Origin of the sequence: Haliea sp. E17 (assembly GCF_048323675.1) — a bacterium.
In the GTDB taxonomy this organism is placed as follows: domain Bacteria; phylum Pseudomonadota; class Gammaproteobacteria; order Pseudomonadales; family Halieaceae; genus Mangrovimicrobium.
In genome coordinates this window covers 479,461-498,368 of sequence record NZ_JBLWFK010000001.1, presented here as the reverse complement: position 1 = coordinate 498,368, position 18,908 = coordinate 479,461, and the positions used below count along the sequence as shown (strand labels likewise).

At 64.4% G+C, this 18,908-nt stretch carries 23 protein-coding genes; 5 read left to right on the top strand and 18 right to left on the bottom strand.

Annotated elements, in window-relative coordinates:
* Positions 1–3 precede the first annotated feature (3 nt).
* Complete coding sequence (locus ACNKU3_RS02165) at positions 4–258, bottom strand: DUF2164 domain-containing protein (RefSeq protein WP_418257764.1); 255 nt, start codon at positions 256–258, stop codon at positions 4–6.
* Positions 259–271: 13 nt separating this feature from the next.
* A complete protein-coding gene (locus ACNKU3_RS02160; RefSeq protein WP_418257763.1) occupies positions 272–733 on the bottom strand; it encodes an Lrp/AsnC family transcriptional regulator in 462 nt (153 codons plus the stop codon).
* A 159-nt stretch (positions 734–892) separates the two neighbouring features.
* Here ACNKU3_RS02160 and hppD point away from each other — a divergent pair, with 159 nt between their 5' ends.
* From hppD to ACNKU3_RS02135, 5 genes are read left to right on the top strand one after another with little or no spacing between them, the layout of a single operon-like run.
* Positions 893–1,978 carry a 4-hydroxyphenylpyruvate dioxygenase gene (hppD, locus tag ACNKU3_RS02155; protein ID WP_418257762.1) on the top strand — a complete coding sequence of 362 codons (1,086 nt, stop codon included), beginning with the start codon at positions 893–895 and terminating at the stop codon, positions 1,976–1,978.
* A gap of 10 nt (positions 1,979–1,988) precedes the next feature.
* Positions 1,989–2,534 carry a VOC family protein gene (locus ACNKU3_RS02150; protein WP_418257761.1) on the top strand — a complete coding sequence of 182 codons (546 nt, stop codon included), beginning with the start codon at positions 1,989–1,991 and terminating at the stop codon, positions 2,532–2,534.
* Positions 2,531–3,520: a fumarylacetoacetate hydrolase family protein gene (locus ACNKU3_RS02145; protein ID WP_418257760.1), complete on the top strand. Its 990-nt coding sequence runs from the start codon at positions 2,531–2,533 to the stop codon at positions 3,518–3,520. The genes ACNKU3_RS02150 and ACNKU3_RS02145 overlap by 4 nt, the downstream gene beginning before the upstream one ends.
* 12 nt (positions 3,521–3,532) lie before the next feature.
* Positions 3,533–4,171: a maleylacetoacetate isomerase gene (gene maiA, locus ACNKU3_RS02140; RefSeq protein WP_418257759.1), complete on the top strand. Its 639-nt coding sequence runs from the start codon at positions 3,533–3,535 to the stop codon at positions 4,169–4,171.
* A gap of 13 nt (positions 4,172–4,184) precedes the next feature.
* Positions 4,185–5,954: an aromatic amino acid hydroxylase gene (locus tag ACNKU3_RS02135; RefSeq protein ID WP_418257758.1), complete on the top strand. Its 1,770-nt coding sequence runs from the start codon at positions 4,185–4,187 to the stop codon at positions 5,952–5,954.
* Positions 5,955–6,074: 120 nt separating this feature from the next.
* Here the strand turns inward: ACNKU3_RS02135 and ACNKU3_RS02130 are convergent, their stop codons facing one another.
* The 16 genes from ACNKU3_RS02130 to urtA form a co-directional block, all read right to left on the bottom strand.
* On the bottom strand, positions 6,075–6,611 hold the full coding sequence (locus ACNKU3_RS02130) for a GNAT family N-acetyltransferase (RefSeq protein ID WP_418257757.1): 537 nt from the start codon (positions 6,609–6,611) through the stop codon (positions 6,075–6,077).
* 39 nt (positions 6,612–6,650) lie between these two features.
* A complete protein-coding gene (locus ACNKU3_RS02125; RefSeq protein ID WP_418257756.1) occupies positions 6,651–7,133 on the bottom strand; it encodes a hypothetical protein in 483 nt (160 codons plus the stop codon).
* Between the two features lie 21 nt (positions 7,134–7,154).
* Complete coding sequence (locus ACNKU3_RS02120) at positions 7,155–7,631, bottom strand: cupin domain-containing protein (RefSeq protein WP_418257755.1); 477 nt, start codon at positions 7,629–7,631, stop codon at positions 7,155–7,157.
* Positions 7,632–7,800: 169 nt separating this feature from the next.
* On the bottom strand, positions 7,801–8,436 hold the full coding sequence (gene ureG, locus ACNKU3_RS02115) for an urease accessory protein UreG (RefSeq protein ID WP_418257754.1): 636 nt from the start codon (positions 8,434–8,436) through the stop codon (positions 7,801–7,803).
* An 11-nt stretch (positions 8,437–8,447) separates the two neighbouring features.
* Positions 8,448–9,122: an urease accessory protein UreF gene (locus tag ACNKU3_RS02110; RefSeq protein ID WP_418257753.1), complete on the bottom strand. Its 675-nt coding sequence runs from the start codon at positions 9,120–9,122 to the stop codon at positions 8,448–8,450.
* Positions 9,103–9,606, bottom strand: a complete 504-nt coding sequence (gene ureE, locus ACNKU3_RS02105; RefSeq protein ID WP_418257752.1) for an urease accessory protein UreE — start codon at positions 9,604–9,606, stop codon at positions 9,103–9,105. The genes ACNKU3_RS02110 and ureE overlap by 20 nt, the downstream gene beginning before the upstream one ends.
* Positions 9,607–9,620: 14 nt before the next feature.
* Complete coding sequence (ureC, locus tag ACNKU3_RS02100) at positions 9,621–11,324, bottom strand: urease subunit alpha (protein WP_418257751.1); 1,704 nt, start codon at positions 11,322–11,324, stop codon at positions 9,621–9,623.
* Positions 11,325–11,408: 84 nt separating this feature from the next.
* Entirely contained in the window at positions 11,409–11,729 is a 321-nt protein-coding gene (locus ACNKU3_RS02095; RefSeq protein WP_418257750.1) for an urease subunit beta, read from the bottom strand.
* Between the two features lie 11 nt (positions 11,730–11,740).
* Positions 11,741–12,043 (bottom strand): urease subunit gamma, encoded by a 303-nt coding sequence (locus ACNKU3_RS02090; RefSeq protein ID WP_418257749.1) that lies wholly within the window; start codon positions 12,041–12,043, stop codon positions 11,741–11,743.
* Positions 12,044–12,067: 24 nt separating this feature from the next.
* Positions 12,068–12,949, bottom strand: coding sequence for an urease accessory protein UreD (locus tag ACNKU3_RS02085; protein WP_418257748.1), 882 nt, complete (start codon positions 12,947–12,949; stop codon positions 12,068–12,070).
* A complete protein-coding gene (locus tag ACNKU3_RS02080; protein WP_418257747.1) occupies positions 12,946–13,170 on the bottom strand; it encodes a hypothetical protein in 225 nt (74 codons plus the stop codon). The genes ACNKU3_RS02085 and ACNKU3_RS02080 overlap by 4 nt, the downstream gene beginning before the upstream one ends.
* 75 nt (positions 13,171–13,245) lie before the next feature.
* A complete protein-coding gene (gene urtE, locus ACNKU3_RS02075; RefSeq protein WP_418257746.1) occupies positions 13,246–13,941 on the bottom strand; it encodes an urea ABC transporter ATP-binding subunit UrtE in 696 nt (231 codons plus the stop codon).
* Positions 13,938–14,774, bottom strand: a complete 837-nt coding sequence (urtD, locus tag ACNKU3_RS02070; protein WP_418257745.1) for an urea ABC transporter ATP-binding protein UrtD — start codon at positions 14,772–14,774, stop codon at positions 13,938–13,940. The genes urtE and urtD overlap by 4 nt, the downstream gene beginning before the upstream one ends.
* A complete protein-coding gene (urtC, locus tag ACNKU3_RS02065) occupies positions 14,771–15,910 on the bottom strand; it encodes an urea ABC transporter permease subunit UrtC (protein ID WP_418257744.1) in 1,140 nt (379 codons plus the stop codon). Before urtC ends, urtD begins: the two co-directional genes overlap by 4 nt.
* Positions 15,907–17,526, bottom strand: coding sequence for an urea ABC transporter permease subunit UrtB (gene urtB / locus ACNKU3_RS02060; RefSeq protein WP_418257743.1), 1,620 nt, complete (start codon positions 17,524–17,526; stop codon positions 15,907–15,909). Before urtB ends, urtC begins: the two co-directional genes overlap by 4 nt.
* Before the next feature lie 93 nt (positions 17,527–17,619).
* Positions 17,620–18,906, bottom strand: a complete 1,287-nt coding sequence (urtA, locus tag ACNKU3_RS02055; protein WP_418257742.1) for an urea ABC transporter substrate-binding protein — start codon at positions 18,904–18,906, stop codon at positions 17,620–17,622.
* Positions 18,907–18,908: the final 2 nt, after the last annotated feature.

The following is an 18,908-nucleotide window of genomic DNA, read 5'->3' as shown; positions in this document are numbered from 1 at the left end:
GCTTCAACGCCCCGGGTTTACCGGACGCTCCAGCTGCAATAATAAATCAGAAATCTCCGCCAGCTTTTCCGTCACTGCGGACTCCGCGTCGTAGAGACCGCGATTGTAGAAAAACGGGCCGATCTCCCCGGCGAAAAAATCCACCAGGAATTCGGCGTCAAAGCCGCCGATCTCCTGGCCCAGTTCCTCGCTGAAGTACAGCTGTACCTTGCGCACCATCTGCGCCTTTTCTTCCCTGCTGAACTGCATCTTCTCCATAACGTTCGCCTCCTCAGCGCACCGGCAGGGCGCCGCCCTCCTTCACCGCCAGCAGGCTGAAATTGGACTCGATGTTCTTTACCCCGGGGAATTTCAGTACCCGGTTCATGCACAGGTCGGAGAAATGATCCATGCTGTAGGCGAGAATTTTCATCAGGTAATCGTGGGACCCGCTCATGGCGTGGCACTCGACGATGTATTCCTCCGCCTCCACCCGCGCCAGGAAATCCCGCTGCTGGCGATCGTCGCCCTTCTCCAGCATCACCTGCACGAACGCCGTCACCTGCAGGCCCAGCCGGCGCTGGTCCAGCCGCGCGCCGTAGCCGCGGATATAGCCGCCGTCCTCCAGTTTCTTCACCCGGCGGAAACAGGGCGACTCGGAGAGTCCTACCCGATCCGCCAGCTCGACATTGGAAATCCGCCCCTCTGCCTGCAACACACGGAGGATGTCCACTTCTGCGCGATCCAGTGCCATGGCAAGAATCCCCCCTGAAAAGGGAAATTTCAGAATACTTCCTGCTGTTTATAGCACCGATCAGATGTAATTAGAACAAATACGCCGGGCACCCGGGACTACGCTATTGGCATGTAACGAGCGTCCGCCGCGGCGGACCGATAATAACGGAGACAGATTATGCCCGACGTAGTTGACAATCCCATGGGGCTCGACGGCTTCGAGTTCGTCGAGTTTGCCGCCACCGAGCGCGGCGTCATCGAAGCGGTATTCGAGCGGCTGGGGTTCAGCCACGTGGCCAGCCATCGCTCCAAGGCGGTGGACCTGTGGCGCCAGGGTGATATCAATTTCATCATCAACTACCAGGAGGGCTCGCCCGCGTACTTCCACGCGAAAGAGCACGGCCCCTCTGCCTGCGGCATGGCCTTCCGGGTGCGCGACGCGGCGGCGGCCTACCGGCAGGCGCTGGCCAGGGGTGCGCAGGCCATCGATATCCCGGTGGGGCCGATGGAACTGAAGCTGCCCGCGATTCGCGGCATCGGCGGGGCGATCATCTACCTGATCGACCGCTATGCGGAGGGTTCCTCCATCTACGACATCGACTTCAACTACCTGCCGGGTGTCGAGCGCCATCCCGTGGGTTGCGGTTTCCGGGTTATCGACCACCTGACCCACAACGTCTACCGCGGGCGCATGGACTACTGGGCCCATTACTACGAGGAACTGTTCAACTTCCGCGAGATCCGCTACTTCGACATCAAGGGTGAATACACCGGCCTGAAATCCCGCGCCATGAGCGCCCCCGACGGCAAGATCCGCATTCCCCTCAACGAGGAGGCCAGCGGCAACGGGCAGATCGAGGAGTACCTGATGCAGTACAACGGCGAGGGCATCCAGCACATTGCCTTCGCCTGTGACGACCTGCCGGCCTGCCTCGACCGGTTGCGGGCCCGCGGCGTACCCTTCATGCCGGCGCCCCCGGACACCTACTACGAAATGCTGGAAGAGCGCCTGCCGGGGCACGGGGAGCCGGTTGCGGAACTGCAAACCCGGGGCATCCTGCTGGACGGTTCGACCGCTGGCGAGCACCCGCGGCTACTGCTGCAGATATTCTCCGAAACCCTGATCGGGCCGATTTTCTTCGAATTCATCCAGCGCAAGGACGACGAGGGCTTTGGCGAGGGGAACTTCCAGGCGCTGTTCGCCTCGATAGAAAGGGACCAGATGCGCCGCGGTGTGCTCGACACATCGCACTCCGCGACCTGAGGAGGCGGCCATGCAACTCAAGCGGATTCACCATGTGGCCTACCGTTGCCGCGACGCGCGGGAAACTGTGGACTTCTACCAGCGCCTGCTGGGCATGGACTTCGTGCTCGCCATCGCGGAGAACGAGGTCCCTTCCACCGGCGCGCAGGACCCCTACATGCACGTGTTTCTGGACGCCGGCATGGGCAACGTGCTGGCATTTTTCGAACTGCCCAATTCACCGCCGATGGGCGCCGATCCGAACACCCCGGACTGGGTGCAGCACATCGCCTTCGAAGTCGAGGATACCGCAGCGCTGGAAGCGGCCCGACAAGTACTGCTGGCGGCAGGGCTGGAGGTCATCGGCCCCACCGATCACGGCATCTTCCAGTCGATCTATTTCCGCGACCCCAACGGCCACCGCATCGAACTGTCCGCCAACACCCACAGCGACCGCGAGATGGCGGAACTGCACCGGGTCGCCCCCGCCATGCTGGAGGAATGGAGCCGGACCAAACAGGCGCCGCGACACGCGGCCTGGCTGCATGCCAGGAAAGCCACTGGAGAACACGTATGAAAGTCGCCAGCCTCAAATCCGGCCGCGACGGCCAGTTGCTGGTCGTATCGCGCGATTTGCGTCACGCGGTGCCGGTGCCCGACATTGCCGATACCCTGCAGCAGGCACTGGATAACTGGGAAGCCCTCGCGCCCCGCCTGCAGGTGCGCTACGCGGAGCTTAATGCCGGCAGTGCACCCCACGCGCTCGATTTTGTCCCGGCCGCCTGTGCCGCGCCCCTGCCGCGCGCCTTCCACTGGGCCGACGGCAGCGCCTATGTGACTCATGTGGAACTGGTGCGCAGGGCGCGCGGCGCGGAACTGCCGGAGTCTTTCTGGAGCGACCCGCTGGTCTACATGGGCGCCTCCGACGCCTTTATCGGTTCTCGCGACCCCATCGAAGTGGAAAACGAGGACTGGGGCATCGACTTCGAGGCCGAGGTGGTGGTGGTGACCGACGATGTGCCCGCCGGTATCACGCCGCAGCAGGCGCGGCAGCACATCAAGCTGGTCGGCCTGGTCAACGACGTGTCCCTGCGCAACCTGATCCCGGCGGAACTGGGCAAGCAGTTCGGCTTTTACCAGTCCAAGCCCTGGACCAGTTTCAGCCCGGTACTGGCCACGCCGGACGAACTGGGCGGCGCCTGGGACGGTGCCCGGGTGCACCTGCCGCTGCGCGCCACGCTCAACGATCGACTGATTGGCGCGCCCAACGCCGGCGTCGACATGACCTTTGACTTTCCCACCCTGATTGCCCACTGCGCGAAGTCCCGCTCTCTGGTGGCGGGCACGGTGATCGGCTCCGGCACGGTCTCCAATGCCGGCAGTGAAAGCGGTTCCTGCTGCCTCGCGGAGGTGCGCTGCCTGGAGACCATCGCCGACGGCAAGCCCTCCACCCCGTTCATGCGCTTCGGCGACCGCATCGAGATCGACATGCTCGACGCACAGGGGCAGAGTATATTCGGCAGGATCGACCAGGTGGTCCAACGCTACCAGCCACCGCGCTGAGGGGAGTCAACCATGAAACTGTATTCCTACTACCGTTCCAGCTGTTCCTACCGGGTGCGCATCGCGCTCAACCTCAAGGGGCTGGACTACGAGTACCTGCCGGTCAACATTGTGCAGGGCGAGCAGAAAGGCGATGCCTACCTTGCTCACAACCCCCAGGGCCTGGTGCCGGCGCTGCAACTGGACGGCGGCGACATCATCGGCCAGTCCACCGCCATCCTCGAGTGGCTGGAGGAGAATCACCCCGCCCCCGCCCTGCTGCCCGGCGACAGCCTGCAGCGCGCCCGGGTGCGGGCGCTGACCCAGAGTATCGCCTGTGATATCCAGCCGCTGAACAACATCGCCATTCTCAACTACCTGAAGCGGGACCTGGGGGCCAGCGACGCAGCCGTGAACGACTGGTACACGGCCTGGATCCGGCGCGGCTTCGACGCAGTGGAACATACCCTCGCCAGCAGCAGCGGCGATTTCTGCTTCGGCGACCAGCCCGGCCTCGCCGACTGCTACCTGGTACCGCAGGTCTACAATGCGGATCGCTTCGGCATCGATACGCAGGACTACCGGCATATCCGCCGCATCTACGACCACTGCCTTACCCTCGCTGCCTTCGCCCGCGCCGCGCCGGAAGCACAGCCGGACGCGGCCAGCTGACCGGGAGCCGGCCATGAACCAGCGCGAGATCATTGCCAGCCTGCCGGTTCACCTGCGCCCCTTCGTCACCGTGCAGCAGCCGGAACACTATTCACCGCGGGACCACGCCCTGTGGCGTTTCATCATGCGCCACCTCACCCGGCAGCTGGACCAAAGCGCACACCCGGTGTATCGCGAGGGCCTGGCGCGCACCGGCATCAGCCTGGACCAGATTCCCTCGATTGATGCCATGAACGCACAGCTGGAACCCCTGGGCTGGCGCGCGCTGGTGGTGGACGGATTCATCCCCCCGGCCGTCTTTATGGAATTCCAGTCGCTGAAGATCCTGGTGATCGCCCTGGACATGCGCAGCGTAGAGCACATTTTCCATACCCCCGCCCCGGACATCGTGCACGAGTCCGCCGGCCATGCGCCCTTTATCGTCGATATCGACTACGCCGAGTTCCTGCAGCGCTTTGGCGAGATTGGCGCAAAGGCGATACCCAGCCGGGAAGACATGGCGCTCTACGAAGCCATCAGGCACCTTTCCATCGTCAAGGAATGCGGTGACAGCACGGAGGCCGATATCGCCGCCGCGGAGGCGCGACTGCGGCAGGCCAGTGCGGCCAGCTGCGAGGTTTCCGAGGCCAGCCTGCTGAGCCGCCTGCACTGGTGGACGGTGGAGTACGGGCTGGTCGGCAGCCTGGAGGACTATAAAATTTTCGGTGCGGGCCTGCTCTCCTCGCTCGGTGAAAGCCGCCACTGCCTCGACGACCAGCGGGTAAAAAAACTGCCCCTTACCGTCAACGCCGTCAGCCAGCCCTACGATATCACTGCGGAACAGCCGCAACTCTACGTCACCCGCAGCTGCAGGCACCTCAGCCAGGTACTCGAGGAATTCGCCCGCACCATGGCCTACCAGCGCGGCGGCGCGGCGGCGCTGCAGAAGGCCGTACAGGCCGGCACCGTGTGCACGGCGCTCTACGACTCGGGTGTACAGGTCAGCGGCGTAATGCAGGAGGTACTGTGTGACGCCGTGGGCAACGCGGTCTACCTGCGCACCGCCGGCCCGACGCAACTGGCCTACCGCGACTGCGAGGTGTTCGGCCACGGCGTGGAACGCCACGCCCGCGGCTTCGGTTCGCCGATCGGCCAGCTCAAGGATTTCAGCCGCTGCCTCTCGCTGTACACGATCGACGAACTCAAGGCCCACGATATTGCCATCGACCGGCCGGTGACCCTGGAATACCTCTCCGGCATCACCGTCCGCGGCGTGTTGCGGCAGGTATTCCGCCAGGAACACCGCAACCTCATCCTGGAATTCGACGATTGCACAGTGACCGACCTGGACGGAAACGCCCTGTTCAGGCCGGAGTGGGGAGCCTACGACCTGGTGGTGGGTTCACGGGTGACATCGGTGTATGGCGGTGTGGCAGACAAGGGCAGGTGGCAGCTGTTCGCCCTCCCGCCCGCCAGTAAAACCGTGCGCAAACCTGCGGACAGCGCATTGATGGGCGCCTACCAGCGCGTCGCTTCGCTACGCGTTTCCGTGGCGCCCCCGGACCGGCAAACTCTGGAATACCTGCACGAAAATCTTCACCGCTACCCCAGGGAGTGGCTGTTGCGCGTCGAAATGCTGGCCGTAGCGGACCCTTCACTCCGACAGCGCGCGGCAGCGGAACTACAGGCGATTCCGGACGTTGCCGACGAACTCGCCGACCTTGTCGCTGCGGATATCCGGGCAGAGGAATGTGCTGTGAAGGAGTCCGTCGCTCAGCCCTGCAGCAAGACCGCGGCGCACTAATCCTGTTCCGTCAACGGCAATACAGCTGCACATAAAGCCGACTATCGAGCCCTCCTACCACCGTCTCTCCAGTGCGCACGTTCCAGGAAGGCGTAGCCGATTAGCGGGCACTGCCAGTGTTCAGCGGTGCCGCGGATGCAGCAGGGACGACAGGATATGGTCCTCCCAGCTGCCGTTGATCAGCAGGTATTTCTCCGCGCGCCCTTCCTGGCGGAAGCCGAGGCTGGCCAGCAGTGCTGCCGAGCGCTGGTTGTCGGGCATGTAGTTGGCCATGATCCGGTTGAGTTCTAGCTGGCCGAAAGCAAAGTCGATGACTTGCCGGCAAAGCTGTTTCATCAGGCCCCGGCCTTCGAACCCCGCGTCAATGGCGTAGCCGATATTGCACGCCTGGAATGGCCCCCTGACGATATTGGTCAGGGCACAGGTGGCAATCAGCCGGCCGTTCCCGCCGTCGAAGCTGTGGAAATAGGCGGAGTGGCCCGCAGCCTGTTCCGACAGCCGTTCCCGCACCCGCGCCTGCCATGCAGCTTCGCTGTGGTATTGCCCGTCCCTCAGGGGTTCCCACCGACGCAGGTGCTGCGCGTTGCGCTGGTAAAACGCCGACAGCTGTCCTGCGTCATCGCTGGCCAGTTGCCGGATGTGCGTGGTCAGCGTCACCGGGCAATCCGCGCCATCGGCGGGATGGCGACCCTCACCCTACTCACCGGCAACCGGGCTCCGTGCAGTACCTCCCTTGCGCAGCAGTCCATACAGGGTCAACAGCAGCGCCACCATGATGGTCAGGCCGCAGAGCTGCAGCAAACCGGAGACCAGCGGGTTGTCGGTGCCGTGGGGCGGCGGGAATTTCTCGTTGATGGTCGGCATCAGTTGCGAGGATGCCCCGGCGAAGGCGCCCACCAGGCCGGCGCTGCCGTTGGTCCAGGTGCCCAGTTGCAGCGTGACGAACCACACCCAGAGTGCCGCCGTACCCAGTCGCATCTCGGTGAGCAGGAAGCCCAGGACGATCACCAGGATACCGTTGACCGTGTACTCGATGTGCGCCATGACGATACCGCGGAACCACTCTACGGCGCCTGGCGGGATGAAACCGACCAGGCAACCGACGGTGATCTGCAACACGCCGAGGACCAGGGTCCAGCGCTTGAGGTTGATTTGCAGATCGTAATCGCCCGGGTTCATTTCACCTTACCTGCACCAGGTTCATTGAGGATCGGCGGGAACAATATCCACCACGAAGGCCACCGAACTGGTTTCGCCGTCATTGCGCCACCAGTGGATGGTGCCGTGGCTTTCGAAGGTCATCTCCCCGGCGGACCAGTTATTCGGCTGCGCCTGGTCACTGCGGATTTCGCTCATTTCGCCTTCCAACATGTATAGCACACCCGGCCGGCCCGCGTGCTGGTGCACGCCGACCACGCCGCCGGGCAGGACGGTGATCCGGCGGGCGCGCATGACATAGCCTTCGAGCGCGGGAAAGTCCGCGTCCAGCGGCATGCTTCCCATGACCTCGGCGGCGGCGATGCCCTGGCTCTTGACGGGACCGTAGGCGCCCAGTGCCTGCGCCCGTTCACGGTCCGCTGCGGGCGCGATTTCTATCGCTTCGGCGCGAGCGCTGGCCGGCAGGCTGAGGGCCACCGCGAGCAGGCAGCCAAGACAGGTGGTTTTCAGGTTTCGCATCCGCTGCTCCGCTTTTATTGTGTTGCACGGGCCCCGGAACGACTGCTACGCGAAGACCGGGGCTCCGGGGTTCGATTCATTCAGGTGCAGTGTAGTACAGTGCCCGGCGGATTCGCAGCAGCTACAGCTGAATGGCGTCGGGCAGCTCTCGGCCCGCAAAGGCCGCCTCTCAGGCCTGCGCCTCGATCGCCCGCTCCGGCAACATGCCCTCGCGCACGATGAAGGCGATAATGGCGTCGAGCCCCTCACCGGCTTTCAGGTTGGAAAACACGAAGGGGCGCTCGCCGCGCATTTTCTTCGCATCCCGGTCCATCACTTCCAGCGATGCGCCCACCAGCGGCGCCAGGTCGGTCTTGTTGATGATCAGCAGATCGGAGCGGGTGATGCCCGGCCCGCCCTTGCGGGGGATCTTGTCGCCAGCGGACACGTCGATCACGTAGATGGTCAGGTCCGAAAGCTCGGGGCTGAAGGTGGCCGACAGGTTGTCGCCGCCGCTCTCCACAAAGATCACGTCCAGGTCGCCGTGGCGGCGCTGCAGTTCATCGATGGCGGCGAGGTTCATGGAGGCGTCCTCGCGGATGGCGGTGTGCGGGCAGCCGCCGGTTTCCACGCCGAGGATGCGGTCCGCGGACAGCGCTTCATTGCGGGTGAGGAACTCCGCGTCCTCGCGGGTGTAGATATCGTTGGTGACAACTGCGATATCGTAGACGTCGCGCAGTGCGGCACACAGCGCGCGCAGCAGGGCCGTCTTGCCGGAGCCCACCGGGCCGCCGACTCCGACGCGCAGGGTTTGTTTCGGGTTCATGGTCTCACTCCTCAGGATCGGAACAATCGTGTGTACTGGGTCTCATGCCAGGCGCTGGCCAGTGCCAGCGCCGGCAGCGAACTACCGATGCCGGCATCTTCCAGCGCCGCACCACAGGCCAGGGCCTCGTTGAGCGCGGGCATCAACTCGCCCAGCAGGCGCTGCGCCGCGCTCTGCCCCAGCGGCACCAGCTTGGTGGCCGCCGCCACCTGGTTTTCCAGCCATGCCCAGAGGAAACCGCTGGCCGCCGTGTTTTCATCGATACCCCAGTGCGCCGCCGCCCAGGCAAATACCGCGGTGAAGCTCGAGTCGCCGCCGAGCGCCGGCAACGGCAGGCCCACCTCCGGCAGCAGGCGACACAGCGCCTCGCCCATGGCGCTGTCGGTCAGGCGCAGTTCCGCGGTTTCCCGGCAGGCCAGCGCGTAGCTGTTGAAGTAATCGAAACTGTCCGCATCGCCACCCAGCGCCGCGCGGTGCAGGCGCAACAGCAGCGGCACGTCTACCCGCGCCAGGGAATGCAGGATCTGCTGGCGCAACCAGTCCCGGGTGCTGGCCGCGTCCTTCACCCAGCCCAGTTCGAGGGCGGTTTCCAGGCCCTGGGAGAAGGCGTAGCCGCCCACCGGCAGCGCCGGGCTGGCCAGTTGCAGCAGCCGCAGCAGCGCCGTGTCAGTGGTGGTGATGGCCATGGCTGTGGTCGTGGTGGTCGCCGTGGTCGTGATCACCGTGGTGGTGGGCGTGGCCCTTACCCGCGTAGGCGCCGGACTCGGGTATGAACACCGCGACCTCGTCCCGGGTCTGCAGCCCGAGGTCGCGGAGCATGTCTTCCAGCACGTGGTCGCGGCTGATGCGCAGCCAGCGCGCGCCGATCTGCACCTTGGTATGCCGGTTGCCGAGGTGATAGCAGGCGCGGCTGAACAGTTGCCAGTCGTCGGTACCAGCCCAGGTGACCTCTTCCTCGGCACCGGCGACCACGAAGCAGGCGCCGCAGGCGGCGCGCAGAATTTCGCCGACCCGCAGGGTCTGGCCGCGTTCGAGGAAAACCCGGACTTCCTCGCCGCCGCTGGTCCAGGCGCGGAAGCGCCCGCGTTCGCGCTGCAGGTGATCGAGCACGATATCGCCGCGGATTTTCTCCGAGGGCACCGCGGTCAGGCGTTCATAGATTTCGTACATTATTTCGACTCTGCTCAGAACAGGTTGTAGAGCTGGGCCAGCGGCAGGATTTCCGCCGGCTCACACACCAGCAGTTCGCCGTCGGCGCGCACCTCGTAGGTCTGCGGGTCCACGGTCACTACCGGCTGCCAGGCGTTGAGGATCATATCGGACTTGCGGATGCTGCGGGTGTTGCGGCAGGCAATCAGTTGCCGCCCCAGGCCCAGTCGCGCGGCGACCCCTGCCTCGATGGCGGCCCCGGCGACAAAAGTCAGCGAGGTGCGTTTCGCCGCGTCCGGGTGGGCGCCGAACATCGGCCGGTAATGCACCGGCTGCGGCGTCGGGATCGAGGCGTTGGGATCGCCCATGGGCGCCGCGGCGATCATCCCGCCCTTGATGATCATGGAGGGCTTGGCACCGAAAAATGCCGGTTTCCACAGTACCAGGTCCGCCAGCTTGCCCACTTCCACCGAACCCACCTCGCTGTCGATACCGTGGGTGATGGCCGGGTTGATGGTGTACTTGGCGATGTAGCGGCGGGCGCGGTAGTTGTCCATGCGCTCGTTGTCTTCGGCCAGCGCCCCGCGCTGCAGTTTCATCTTGTGGGCCGTCTGCCAGGTGCGGGTAACCACCTCGCCCACCCGCCCCATGGCCTGCGAATCCGAGGCGATCATGCTGAAGGCGCCGAGGTCGTGGAAGATATCCTCTGCGGCGATGGTTTCCTTGCGGATGCGGGAGTCGGCGAAGGCCACATCCTCGGGGATGGAGGGGTCGAGGTGGTGGCAGACCATCAGCATGTCGAGGTGCTCGTCCACTGTGTTGCGGGTATAGGGCCGCGTCGGGTTGGTCGACGAGGGCAGGACGTTGGCCTCCGCGCAGGCGCGGATGATGTCCGGGGCGTGGCCGCCGCCCGCGCCTTCCGTGTGGTAGGTGTGGATGGCCCGGCCGCGGAAGGCAGCGAGGGTGTCGCCGACAAAACCGGATTCGTTGAGCGTGTCGGTGTGGATGGCGACCTGCACGTCGTAGGCCTCCGCCACCGACAGGCAGTTGTCGATAGACGCCGGCGTGGTGCCCCAGTCCTCGTGCAGCTTCAGGCCGCAGGCGCCCGCCTGCAACTGTTCCTCCAGGGGTACCGGCAGGCTGGCGTTGCCCTTGCCGAGAAAGCCGAAGTTCATCGGCATGCCATCGGTGGCCTGCAGCATGCGGCCGATGTGCCAGGGTCCGGGCGTACAGGTGGTGGCGTTGGTGCCGGTGGCCGGGCCGGTGCCGCCGCCGATCATGGTGGTGACGCCGGACATCAGCGCCTCCTCCACCTGCTGCGGGCAGATGAAGTGAATGTGCGCGTCGATACCACCGGCGGTGAGGATGCTGCCCTCCCCGGCGATGACCTCGGTGCCGGCGCCGATATGGATGGTCACGTTGTCCTGGATGTCCGCGTTGCCGGCCTTGCCGATACCGCTGATACGGCCATTCTTGATCCCCACGTCGGCCTTGACGATACCCCAGTGGTCGAGGATCAGCGCGTTGGTAATCACCGTGTCGGCGACCTGCGCCGCAGAAAGCTGGCCCTGGCCCATGCCGTCGCGGATGACCTTGCCGCCGCCGAACTTCACCTCGTCGCCGTAGGTGGTGAAGTCCTTTTCCACTTCGATCACCAGCGCGGTATCGCCGAGCCGCACCCGGTCACCGGTGGTGGGACCGAACATCGCGGCGTAGGATTTTCTGTCGATTCGTGTCATTGCCGTGTTCCCCGCTCCGTGCTGGTGGACAAGCAGCCGCTGTGGCTGCTCAGGGCCTTATCGTGATTTTCGGGATAGTGGTCATCAGGGCTGGCCCGCATCGAGCTCACCCATGACCTCGGCGCGAAAGCCGTAGACCTTGCGCGCGCCGGCGTAGGCCACCAGTTCCACCTCCCGCTCTTGCCCCGGCTCAAAGCGCACCGCGGTGCCCGAGGCAATATTGAGGCGAAAGCCCCGCGCCGCCTCGCGGTCGAAATCCAGCGCCGGATTGACCTCGTAAAAGTGGTAGTGGGAACCCACCTGGACCGGCCGGTCGCCGGTGTTCCTCACCGCCAGGGTCAGGGTCTCCCGCCCCGCGTTGAGTTCGATGTCCCCGTCCGCGGGGAACAGTTCTCCGGGTTTCATGCGCGCCTCCGCTACTGGATCGGGTCGTGGACGGTGACCAGCTTGGTCCCGTCCGGAAATGTCGCTTCCACCTGCACCTCGTGGATCATCTCCGCGACGCCGGGCATCACCTGGTCCACGCTGAGGATTTCCCGGCCGTAGCTCATCAGTTCCGCCACGCTCCTGCCGTCCCGGGCACCCTCGATGATTTCCAGGGTCAGCAGGGCCACAGCCTCCGGGTAGTTGAGCTTCAGCCCGCGCGCCAGGCGGCGCTCGGCGAGCAGCGCCGCCGTGACGATGAGCAACTTGTCTTTTTCTCTGGGTAACAGTTCCATCGCTTCCTCTTCGTATTCACCAGGTCAGGTCAGCCAGATGCGCGGCGGACAGGCTTGCCGCGACAGCAGGGCCGGTCGCAGGACCTGCCACCAGCGCGCAAACTGGCAGCGGGCGCGCTCGGCGCTGCCGCCCAGGTAGCGCCCCACCAGCAGGTCGCCGACCTGGGAGATGGCGCAACTGTCAGCTGGCGCGGCGTCCGGCACCTGCAGCCCGCGGATTGTCTCGATCAACGCCCGGCCCTGTTCCCGCGCGAAAGGCCCCGCCAGGAAAAAACCGGACACCGCGCTGCCGCGCATCGCCGCCGGGCCGGATAGCAGCGCATCGCGGTTGCTGTCGTCGATGTCCAGTGCGTCGATAAACAGCGGCACGCCTTCACGGAAAATGCGGTAACACTGGCGAAAACTGCCGCGGCTGAAGGGTGCACCGGAGGCGGGCAAGCCGAAACAGGCCAGTTCCCAGCCGATAAAGGCGCTGTCTTTCGCCAGGTGCACTGCCGTGCCCATATCGACACAGGCACCGTCGTAGACAATGGTTTCCAGCGGAAACCACTCCAGGCTGGCGCCGGGCTGCAGGCGCAGCTCCACCTTCTGCTGTTGCAGGGGCAGGGTATCCCGCGCCCTGTAGATGCGCCCGGCGCCGGGTGTCGTCACCAGGGCGCGCGCATCCTGCTGGCACTCCACGCGTATTTGCAGGGCGTCGCCGGAAACCACACCACCCGGCGGGTGCAGCAGGTAGAGGTGCGCGAGGTCCTCGCCTTCCGGATAAAAGGCCCGCTGCACATAGAGGGGGCCGCGGTGATGGCAGCGCCGCAACCGGCTGCTGTCGCCGCGCCTGCCGACCTGCAGTTCCAGTCGGGCCGGCCAGGTGCCCGCGGTCGCGGCCTGGAAAACAGCGGGGCTGTTCACTCCCCGCGTTCTTCCCCGGTGGAATGCATGCCCTGGCGCGCACGCTGGTAAACCAGGCCGGCGATGGTGACAACGGCTACACCAACCAGGGTCAGCCAGTGATCCGCGTGAGTCCAGATATGGGAGAGCGCCTGCAGGGCATTGCCGGCGTGGTCGCCACTGTGGGCAAAGGCGCCGGCGCTGGCCAGGCTGGCTGCGGCGGCAATGGGAAATTTATGCATTGTCTGTCTCCTGTCGGCCGTCGGTGAGCAGAGCATGGTACACCGCGCGGCACATGGCGATAAGGAATTCTGTGTCTAAACCGCCAGGTGTTTGGCAATCAACTCGTCGGACAGCTCGGGCATGGCGCCCGAAGCCACCACCCGGCCCTTTTCCATCAGGCGGAATTCGCGCCCGACACGGCGGGCGAAGCCGAGCTTCTGTTCCACCAGCACCACGGTCATGCCCTCCTCCTCGTTGAGCTGGGTGATGACATCGCCGATCTGCTTGACGATGTTCGGCTGGATACCCTCGTTGGGTTCGTCGAGGATGAGGATTTCCGGCTGCAGCACCAGCGCCCTGCCGATCGCCAGCTGCTGCTGCTGGCCGCCGGACAGGTCGCCGCCGCGACGACCGAGCATTTCCTTGAGCACCGGGAACAGATCGTAGATTTTCTCCGGTATGGTATTGCCGGGGCTGCGACCCGCCGCCAGCGCGGTGCGCAGGTTCTCCTCCACCGTCAGCAGGGGAAAGATGTCGCGGCCCTGGGGCACGAAGCCGATACCGGCCCGCGGCCGCGACTCGGCGTTGCGCCTGCTGAAATCCTCGCCGCCGATGGTCAGGGAACCGGAGGCGATCGGCAGCAGGCCCATCAGGCATTTCAGCAGGGTGGTCTTGCCCACGCCGTTGCGGCCCATGATGCAGGTGACGGACCCTTTGGCGATTTCCATATCCAGGTCCCAGAGGATCTGGGTGCCGCCGTACAACTGGTTAACCTTCGCGAAACTGATCAATGTGATTCCCCCAGGTAAACCTCGATCACCCTCGGATCGCTCTGAATCTGGTCCATGGTACCCTCCGCCAGCACGGTGCCCTGGTCGAGCACAGTGACGGTGCGGGCGATGCTGCGCACGAATTCCATGTCGTGCTCGACCACCACCACGGTGCGCTCGCCGGCCAGCGAGGTCAGCAATTCCGCGGTGCGCTCAGTTTCCTGGGCAGTCATCCCGGCCACCGGCTCGTCCACCAGCAGCAGGCGCGGGTCGGCGATCAGCAGCATGCCGATCTCCAGCCACTGCTTCTGGCCATGGGACAGCGCACCGGCCAGCTTGGCGCGCTCGTCGGACAGGCCGATGGTACGCAGTACCTCGTCGATACGATCGCGCTTTTCGCTGGTGAGCCGCGAGGTCAGCGAGGGCAGGATGCCCTTGTCCGCCCGCAGCGCGAGCTCCAGGTTGGCGTACACGGTCTGCGCCTCGAACACCGTCGGCTTCTGGAACTTGCGGCCGATGCCCAGTTCGGCGATCTCCGCCTCGCTGCGCCCGAGCAGGTTCAGGTTGCGGCCGAAGTAGACCTGGCCGGTGTCGGGGCGGGTCTTGCCGGTGATGATGTCCATCAGCGTGGTTTTACCCGCGCCGTTGGCGCCGATCAGGCAGCGCAGTTCGCCGTCGTTGATATAAAGGTTGAGGTTGTTGATCGCCCGGAATCCGTCGAAGGAAACCGACAGGCCCTCGATGTAGAGGATCACCTGCTTGGAGACGTCCACCCGCGGCCCCTGGTCCGGCACCAGAAAGGGCCAGACCCGATCGCGATTGGTGAGTTCACCCATGGTTTGGCGCAGGCTCATGCGGTGGCCTCCTTCAGCGTGTCATCCTTGCGGCGCTTGCCCGGCAGGTAGCCCGCCACCAGGCCGGTGAGACCGCGGGGCAGGAACAGGGTCACCGCGACGAACAGGGCGCCGAGGGCGAACAGCCAGGCTTCCGGCATGATCGCGGTAAACCGCGTCTTGGCGTAGTTCACCAGCAGGGCGCCGATCACCGCGCCGTAGAGGGTACCGCGTCCGCCCACCGCCACCCAGACCACGATCTCGATGGAGTTCAGCGGCGAGAACTCACCGGGGTTGATGATCCCCACCTGGGGCACGTACAGCGCCCCGGCGATTCCCGCGAGCACGGCGGAGTAGACGAACAGCCAGACCTTGTAGGTCTCGGTACGGTAGCCGGTAAAGCGGGTGCGCGCCTCGGCGTCGCGCACCGCGAGAATCACCCGGCCGAACTTCGAACACAGGATCAACTGGCTGGCGCAGTAAGCCAGCGCCAGGATCAGCGCGGTGGCGATGAACAGCGATACCCGGGTGACATCCGCCTGCAGGTCGAAACCGAGGATGTCCTTGAAGTCGGTGAGGCCGTTGTTGCCGCCGAAGCCCATCTCGTTGCGGAAGAAGGCCAGCATCAGCGCATAGGTCAGGGCCTGGGTGATGATCGACAGGTAGACCCCCGCCACCCGGGAGCGGAAGGCCAGCCAGCCGAAGACAAAGGCCAGCAGGCCGGGCACCAGCAGCACCATCAGCATGGCGAACCAGAAGCTGTCGAAGCCCAGCCAGTACCAGGGCAGTTCCTGCCAGTTGAGGAAAACCATGAAATCCGGCAGCAGCGGGTCGCCGTAGACGCCGCGATCGCCGATCTGGCGCATCAGGTACATGCCCATGGCGTAGCCGCCGAGGGCGAAAAACGCGCCGTGACCGAGACTGAGAATACCGCAGTAACCCCAGACCACATCCACCGCCATCGCCAGCAGCGCGTAGCACAGGTACTTGCCGAGCAGGGTGATGGTGAAGGTGCTGACATGGAAGAACGAATCCTCCGGCAGCAACAGGTTGCAGGCGGAAGCCCAGGCGGTAACCGCGAACAGCACGGCGACGAAGACCGGCGCCTTCTCGCGCAACTGGTGCAGGGCCGAAAACTGGCCGTAGAGATTGCTCATTCGGCGGCCCTCCCCTTTTGCGGAAACAGCCCGCGCGGCCATTTCTGGATGAACAGGATGATGAATACCAGTACGAGAATTTTCGCCAGCACCGCGCCGGTGGCCGGTTCCAGGAACTTGTTGGCGATACCCAGGGTGAAGCCGCCCACCAGGGTGCCCCACAGGTTACCCACGCCACCGAACACCACCACCATGAAGGAGTCGATGATGTAGGCCTGGCCGAGGTTGGGGCCGACGTTGGTCAGCTGGCTGAGCGCCACCCCCGCGAGCCCGGCGATACCCGAGCCGAGGCCGAAGGTCATGGCGTCCACCCACTCGGTGCGAATACCCAGCGAGCGCGCCATGTTGCGGTTCTGGGAGACCGCGCGCACGTGCAGGCCGAGGGAGGTCTTCTTCAGGATCAGCTGCAGCGCGACAAACACCAGCAGGGCGAAGATCAGCACGTAAAGGCGGTTATAGGTGATGGAGAAAATGGCGTTGATCTCCAGCGAGCCGGACATCCAGTCGGGCGTGGACACCTGCCGGTTGAGCGGCGAAAAAATACTGCGCACCGCCTGCTGCAACACCAGGCTGATACCGAAGGTGGCCAGCAGGGTTTCCAGCGGCCGGCCGTGCAGGAAGCGGATCACCCCGCGCTCGATGAGCACGCCGACCAGCGCGGAAACAATAAACGCCGCGGGAATCGCCACCAGGATGGACAGGCCGATATGGTCGGGCATCAACAGCTGCACCACGTAGGTGGTGTAGGCGCCGAGCATGATCAACTCGCCGTGGGCCATATTGATCACGCCCATGACGCCGAAGGTGATCGCAAGACCTGTAGCCACCAGCAGCAGGACCGAGCCGAGGCTGAGGCCGAAGAACAGGGTTTCCAGGAACTCGTAAAAAGCGATCTTGGAATCGATCTCCGCCAGCAGCGACTTCGCCTTGCGGCGGATTTCCGGCGCTGCAGCCGCGTCGCTGTCGACCAGTGCCTGCAGCGCATTGCGCACCTCCGGTTCGACACTGCCCTCGAAATGCCCGAGGGCCTGCAACTGTACCGTGGGGTCCTCGCTGTTCTGCAGGTCGTAGAGCCCGATAACCACCCACTGCAGGTCGGCGACTTCTTGGTTGGACTCGCTGAGCACCGCTTCGCGCAGCAACGCGACACTTTCATCGTCGGGTCGCTGCAAAATATTTTTCACGGCTTTTTTGCGCACTTCCGGGTCCTTGGCCAGCAGGGTCATCCGCGCGATGATGTCGCGCAACTGCACCCGCACCTTGTTGGTCACCCGGACTTTTTTCAGATTGGATTTCGTTTGTTCCCCGACTTCAGTGCCATCCAGCGCGTCGCGCACGGTGAACCTGTCGCCGCCGGCGGCGGTCGCGATTACCAGCGACTTGCTGTCCGCGTCGACGTACAGGTCACCCGCCAGCAGGGCGTCGGCCAGCGGCACGATGCTGTCGCCACCCGCGGCCACCAGTCGCTCCAGGACTTTCGGCATCTTGCTCAGCGAGACACTGCCCAGTTCCTGGGCGATCGCATGCAGATCTTCGGTACCGGCGTCCTGCGCATGGGTCGTGAGTGACCACAGGACGAAGGCGCAGGTAATTAGGGCCTTACTGATTACGTTCAAGAGCATTCTCCGGAAACAAACGAAATACCTCTGGGAGTGAAAAAGGAGAGGCCCTGGGGCCTCTCAACGTCTCACACCTGATTGTCCCTGCTGTTAGTAGTTCTGCCCTGAACAGGTTTTGGTGACCGTGTTGTAGTTGCCGCACTTGATCGGCGCAGTCCAGTCAGCAATGATGTCCTTGGAACCGGGCAGGAAGTCGGACCACGCGTCGCCAGGCACCAGGTCCTCGGTCTCGGAAACCACCAGGAACTGGCCGTCATCCTGGATCTCGCCGATCAGCACCGGCTTGGACAGGTGGTGGTTTTTACCCATGGTGGCAACGCCGCCGGTCAGGTTCGGCGTGGTCATGCCGATCATCGCCTGCTCGACCGCGTCCACGTCGGTGGTGCCGGCTTTCTCCACCGCTTTCACCCACATGTTGAAGCCGATATAGGTCGCTTCCATCGGGTCGTTGGTCACGCGCTTCTCATCGCCGATGAATTCGTGCCACTGCTTGATGAACGCCGCGTTTTCCGGGGTATCCACGCTCTCGAAGTAGTTCCAGGCGGCGAGGTGGCCAACCAGCGGCGCGGTGTCTATACCTGAGAGTTCCTCCTCGCCCACGGAGAAGGCCACCACCGGGATGTCTTCCGCGGAGATGCCCTGGTTACCCAGTTCCTTGTAGAAGGGAACGTTGGCGTCGCCGTTGATGGTGGAAACCACCGCGGTTTTCTTGCCCGCGCTGCCGAACTTCTTGATATCCGCGACGATGCTCTGCCAGTCGGAATGGCCGAAGGGGGTGTAGTTGATCATGATATCCTCGTCGGCGACGCCCTTGGCTTTCAGGTAGGCCTCGAGGATTTTGTTGGTGGTCCGGGGATAGACGTAGTCGGTACCCGCGAGCACCCAGCGCTCCACCTCGATGTCGTTCATCAGGTAATCGACGGCGGGAATGGCCTGCTGGTTCGGCGCGGCGCCAGTGTAGAACACGTTCTTGGACGACTCTTCACCCTCGTACTGCACGGGGTAGAACAGCAGGCCGTTGAGTTCCTCGATCACCGGCAGCGCGGATTTGCGCGACACCGAGGTCCAGCAACCGAAGATCACGTCGACATCGTCCTGGGTGAGCAATTCGCGGGCTTTTTCCGCGAACAGCGGCCAGTTGGAGGCCGGGTCCACCACCACGGCTTCCAGTTTCTTGCCCATCACGCCGCCTTTCTTGTTCTGCTCGTCGACCATCATCAGCACGGTGTCTTTCAGCGTGGTTTCGCTGATTGCCATGGTGCCGGAGAGCGAGTGCAGCACGCCGACCTTGATGGTATCCGCCGCGTAGAGGCTGGCGCTGAGCAGCGCCGTGCCGGCGGCGACCGCTGCAATTGAAGCAATTTTCCTGATTTTCATAA

Excerpts from the sequence above, each read along its gene's own strand:
- ureC (WP_418257751.1), bottom strand. The coding sequence starts at position 11,324 with ATGACACGAATCGACAGAAAATCCTACGCCGCGATGTTCGGTCCCACC.
- ACNKU3_RS02095 (WP_418257750.1), bottom strand. The coding sequence starts at position 11,729 with ATGAAACCCGGAGAACTGTTCCCCGCGGACGGGGACATCGAACTCAAC.
- ACNKU3_RS02120 (WP_418257755.1), bottom strand. The coding sequence starts at position 7,631 with ATGCGAAACCTGAAAACCACCTGTCTTGGCTGCCTGCTCGCGGTGGCC.
- urtC (WP_418257744.1), bottom strand. The coding sequence starts at position 15,910 with ATGAGCAATCTCTACGGCCAGTTTTCGGCCCTGCACCAGTTGCGCGAG.
- ureE (WP_418257752.1), bottom strand. The coding sequence starts at position 9,606 with ATGTACGAAATCTATGAACGCCTGACCGCGGTGCCCTCGGAGAAAATC.
- ACNKU3_RS02125 (WP_418257756.1), bottom strand. The coding sequence starts at position 7,133 with ATGAACCCGGGCGATTACGATCTGCAAATCAACCTCAAGCGCTGGACC.
- ACNKU3_RS02145 (WP_418257760.1), top strand. The coding sequence starts at position 2,531 with ATGAAAGTCGCCAGCCTCAAATCCGGCCGCGACGGCCAGTTGCTGGTC.
- ACNKU3_RS02160 (WP_418257763.1), bottom strand. The coding sequence starts at position 733 with ATGGCACTGGATCGCGCAGAAGTGGACATCCTCCGTGTGTTGCAGGCA.
- ACNKU3_RS02165 (WP_418257764.1), bottom strand. The coding sequence starts at position 258 with ATGGAGAAGATGCAGTTCAGCAGGGAAGAAAAGGCGCAGATGGTGCGC.
- urtD (WP_418257745.1), bottom strand. The coding sequence starts at position 14,774 with ATGAGCCTGCGCCAAACCATGGGTGAACTCACCAATCGCGATCGGGTC.
- ACNKU3_RS02110 (WP_418257753.1), bottom strand. The coding sequence starts at position 9,122 with ATGGCCATCACCACCACTGACACGGCGCTGCTGCGGCTGCTGCAACTG.
- ACNKU3_RS02090 (WP_418257749.1), bottom strand. The coding sequence starts at position 12,043 with ATGGAACTGTTACCCAGAGAAAAAGACAAGTTGCTCATCGTCACGGCG.
- ureG (WP_418257754.1), bottom strand. The coding sequence starts at position 8,436 with ATGAACCCGAAACAAACCCTGCGCGTCGGAGTCGGCGGCCCGGTGGGC.
- ACNKU3_RS02080 (WP_418257747.1), bottom strand. The coding sequence starts at position 13,170 with ATGCATAAATTTCCCATTGCCGCCGCAGCCAGCCTGGCCAGCGCCGGC.
- hppD (WP_418257762.1), top strand. The coding sequence starts at position 893 with ATGCCCGACGTAGTTGACAATCCCATGGGGCTCGACGGCTTCGAGTTC.
- ACNKU3_RS02135 (WP_418257758.1), top strand. The coding sequence starts at position 4,185 with ATGAACCAGCGCGAGATCATTGCCAGCCTGCCGGTTCACCTGCGCCCC.
- maiA (WP_418257759.1), top strand. The coding sequence starts at position 3,533 with ATGAAACTGTATTCCTACTACCGTTCCAGCTGTTCCTACCGGGTGCGC.
- ACNKU3_RS02150 (WP_418257761.1), top strand. The coding sequence starts at position 1,989 with ATGCAACTCAAGCGGATTCACCATGTGGCCTACCGTTGCCGCGACGCG.
- urtA (WP_418257742.1), bottom strand. The coding sequence starts at position 18,906 with ATGAAAATCAGGAAAATTGCTTCAATTGCAGCGGTCGCCGCCGGCACG.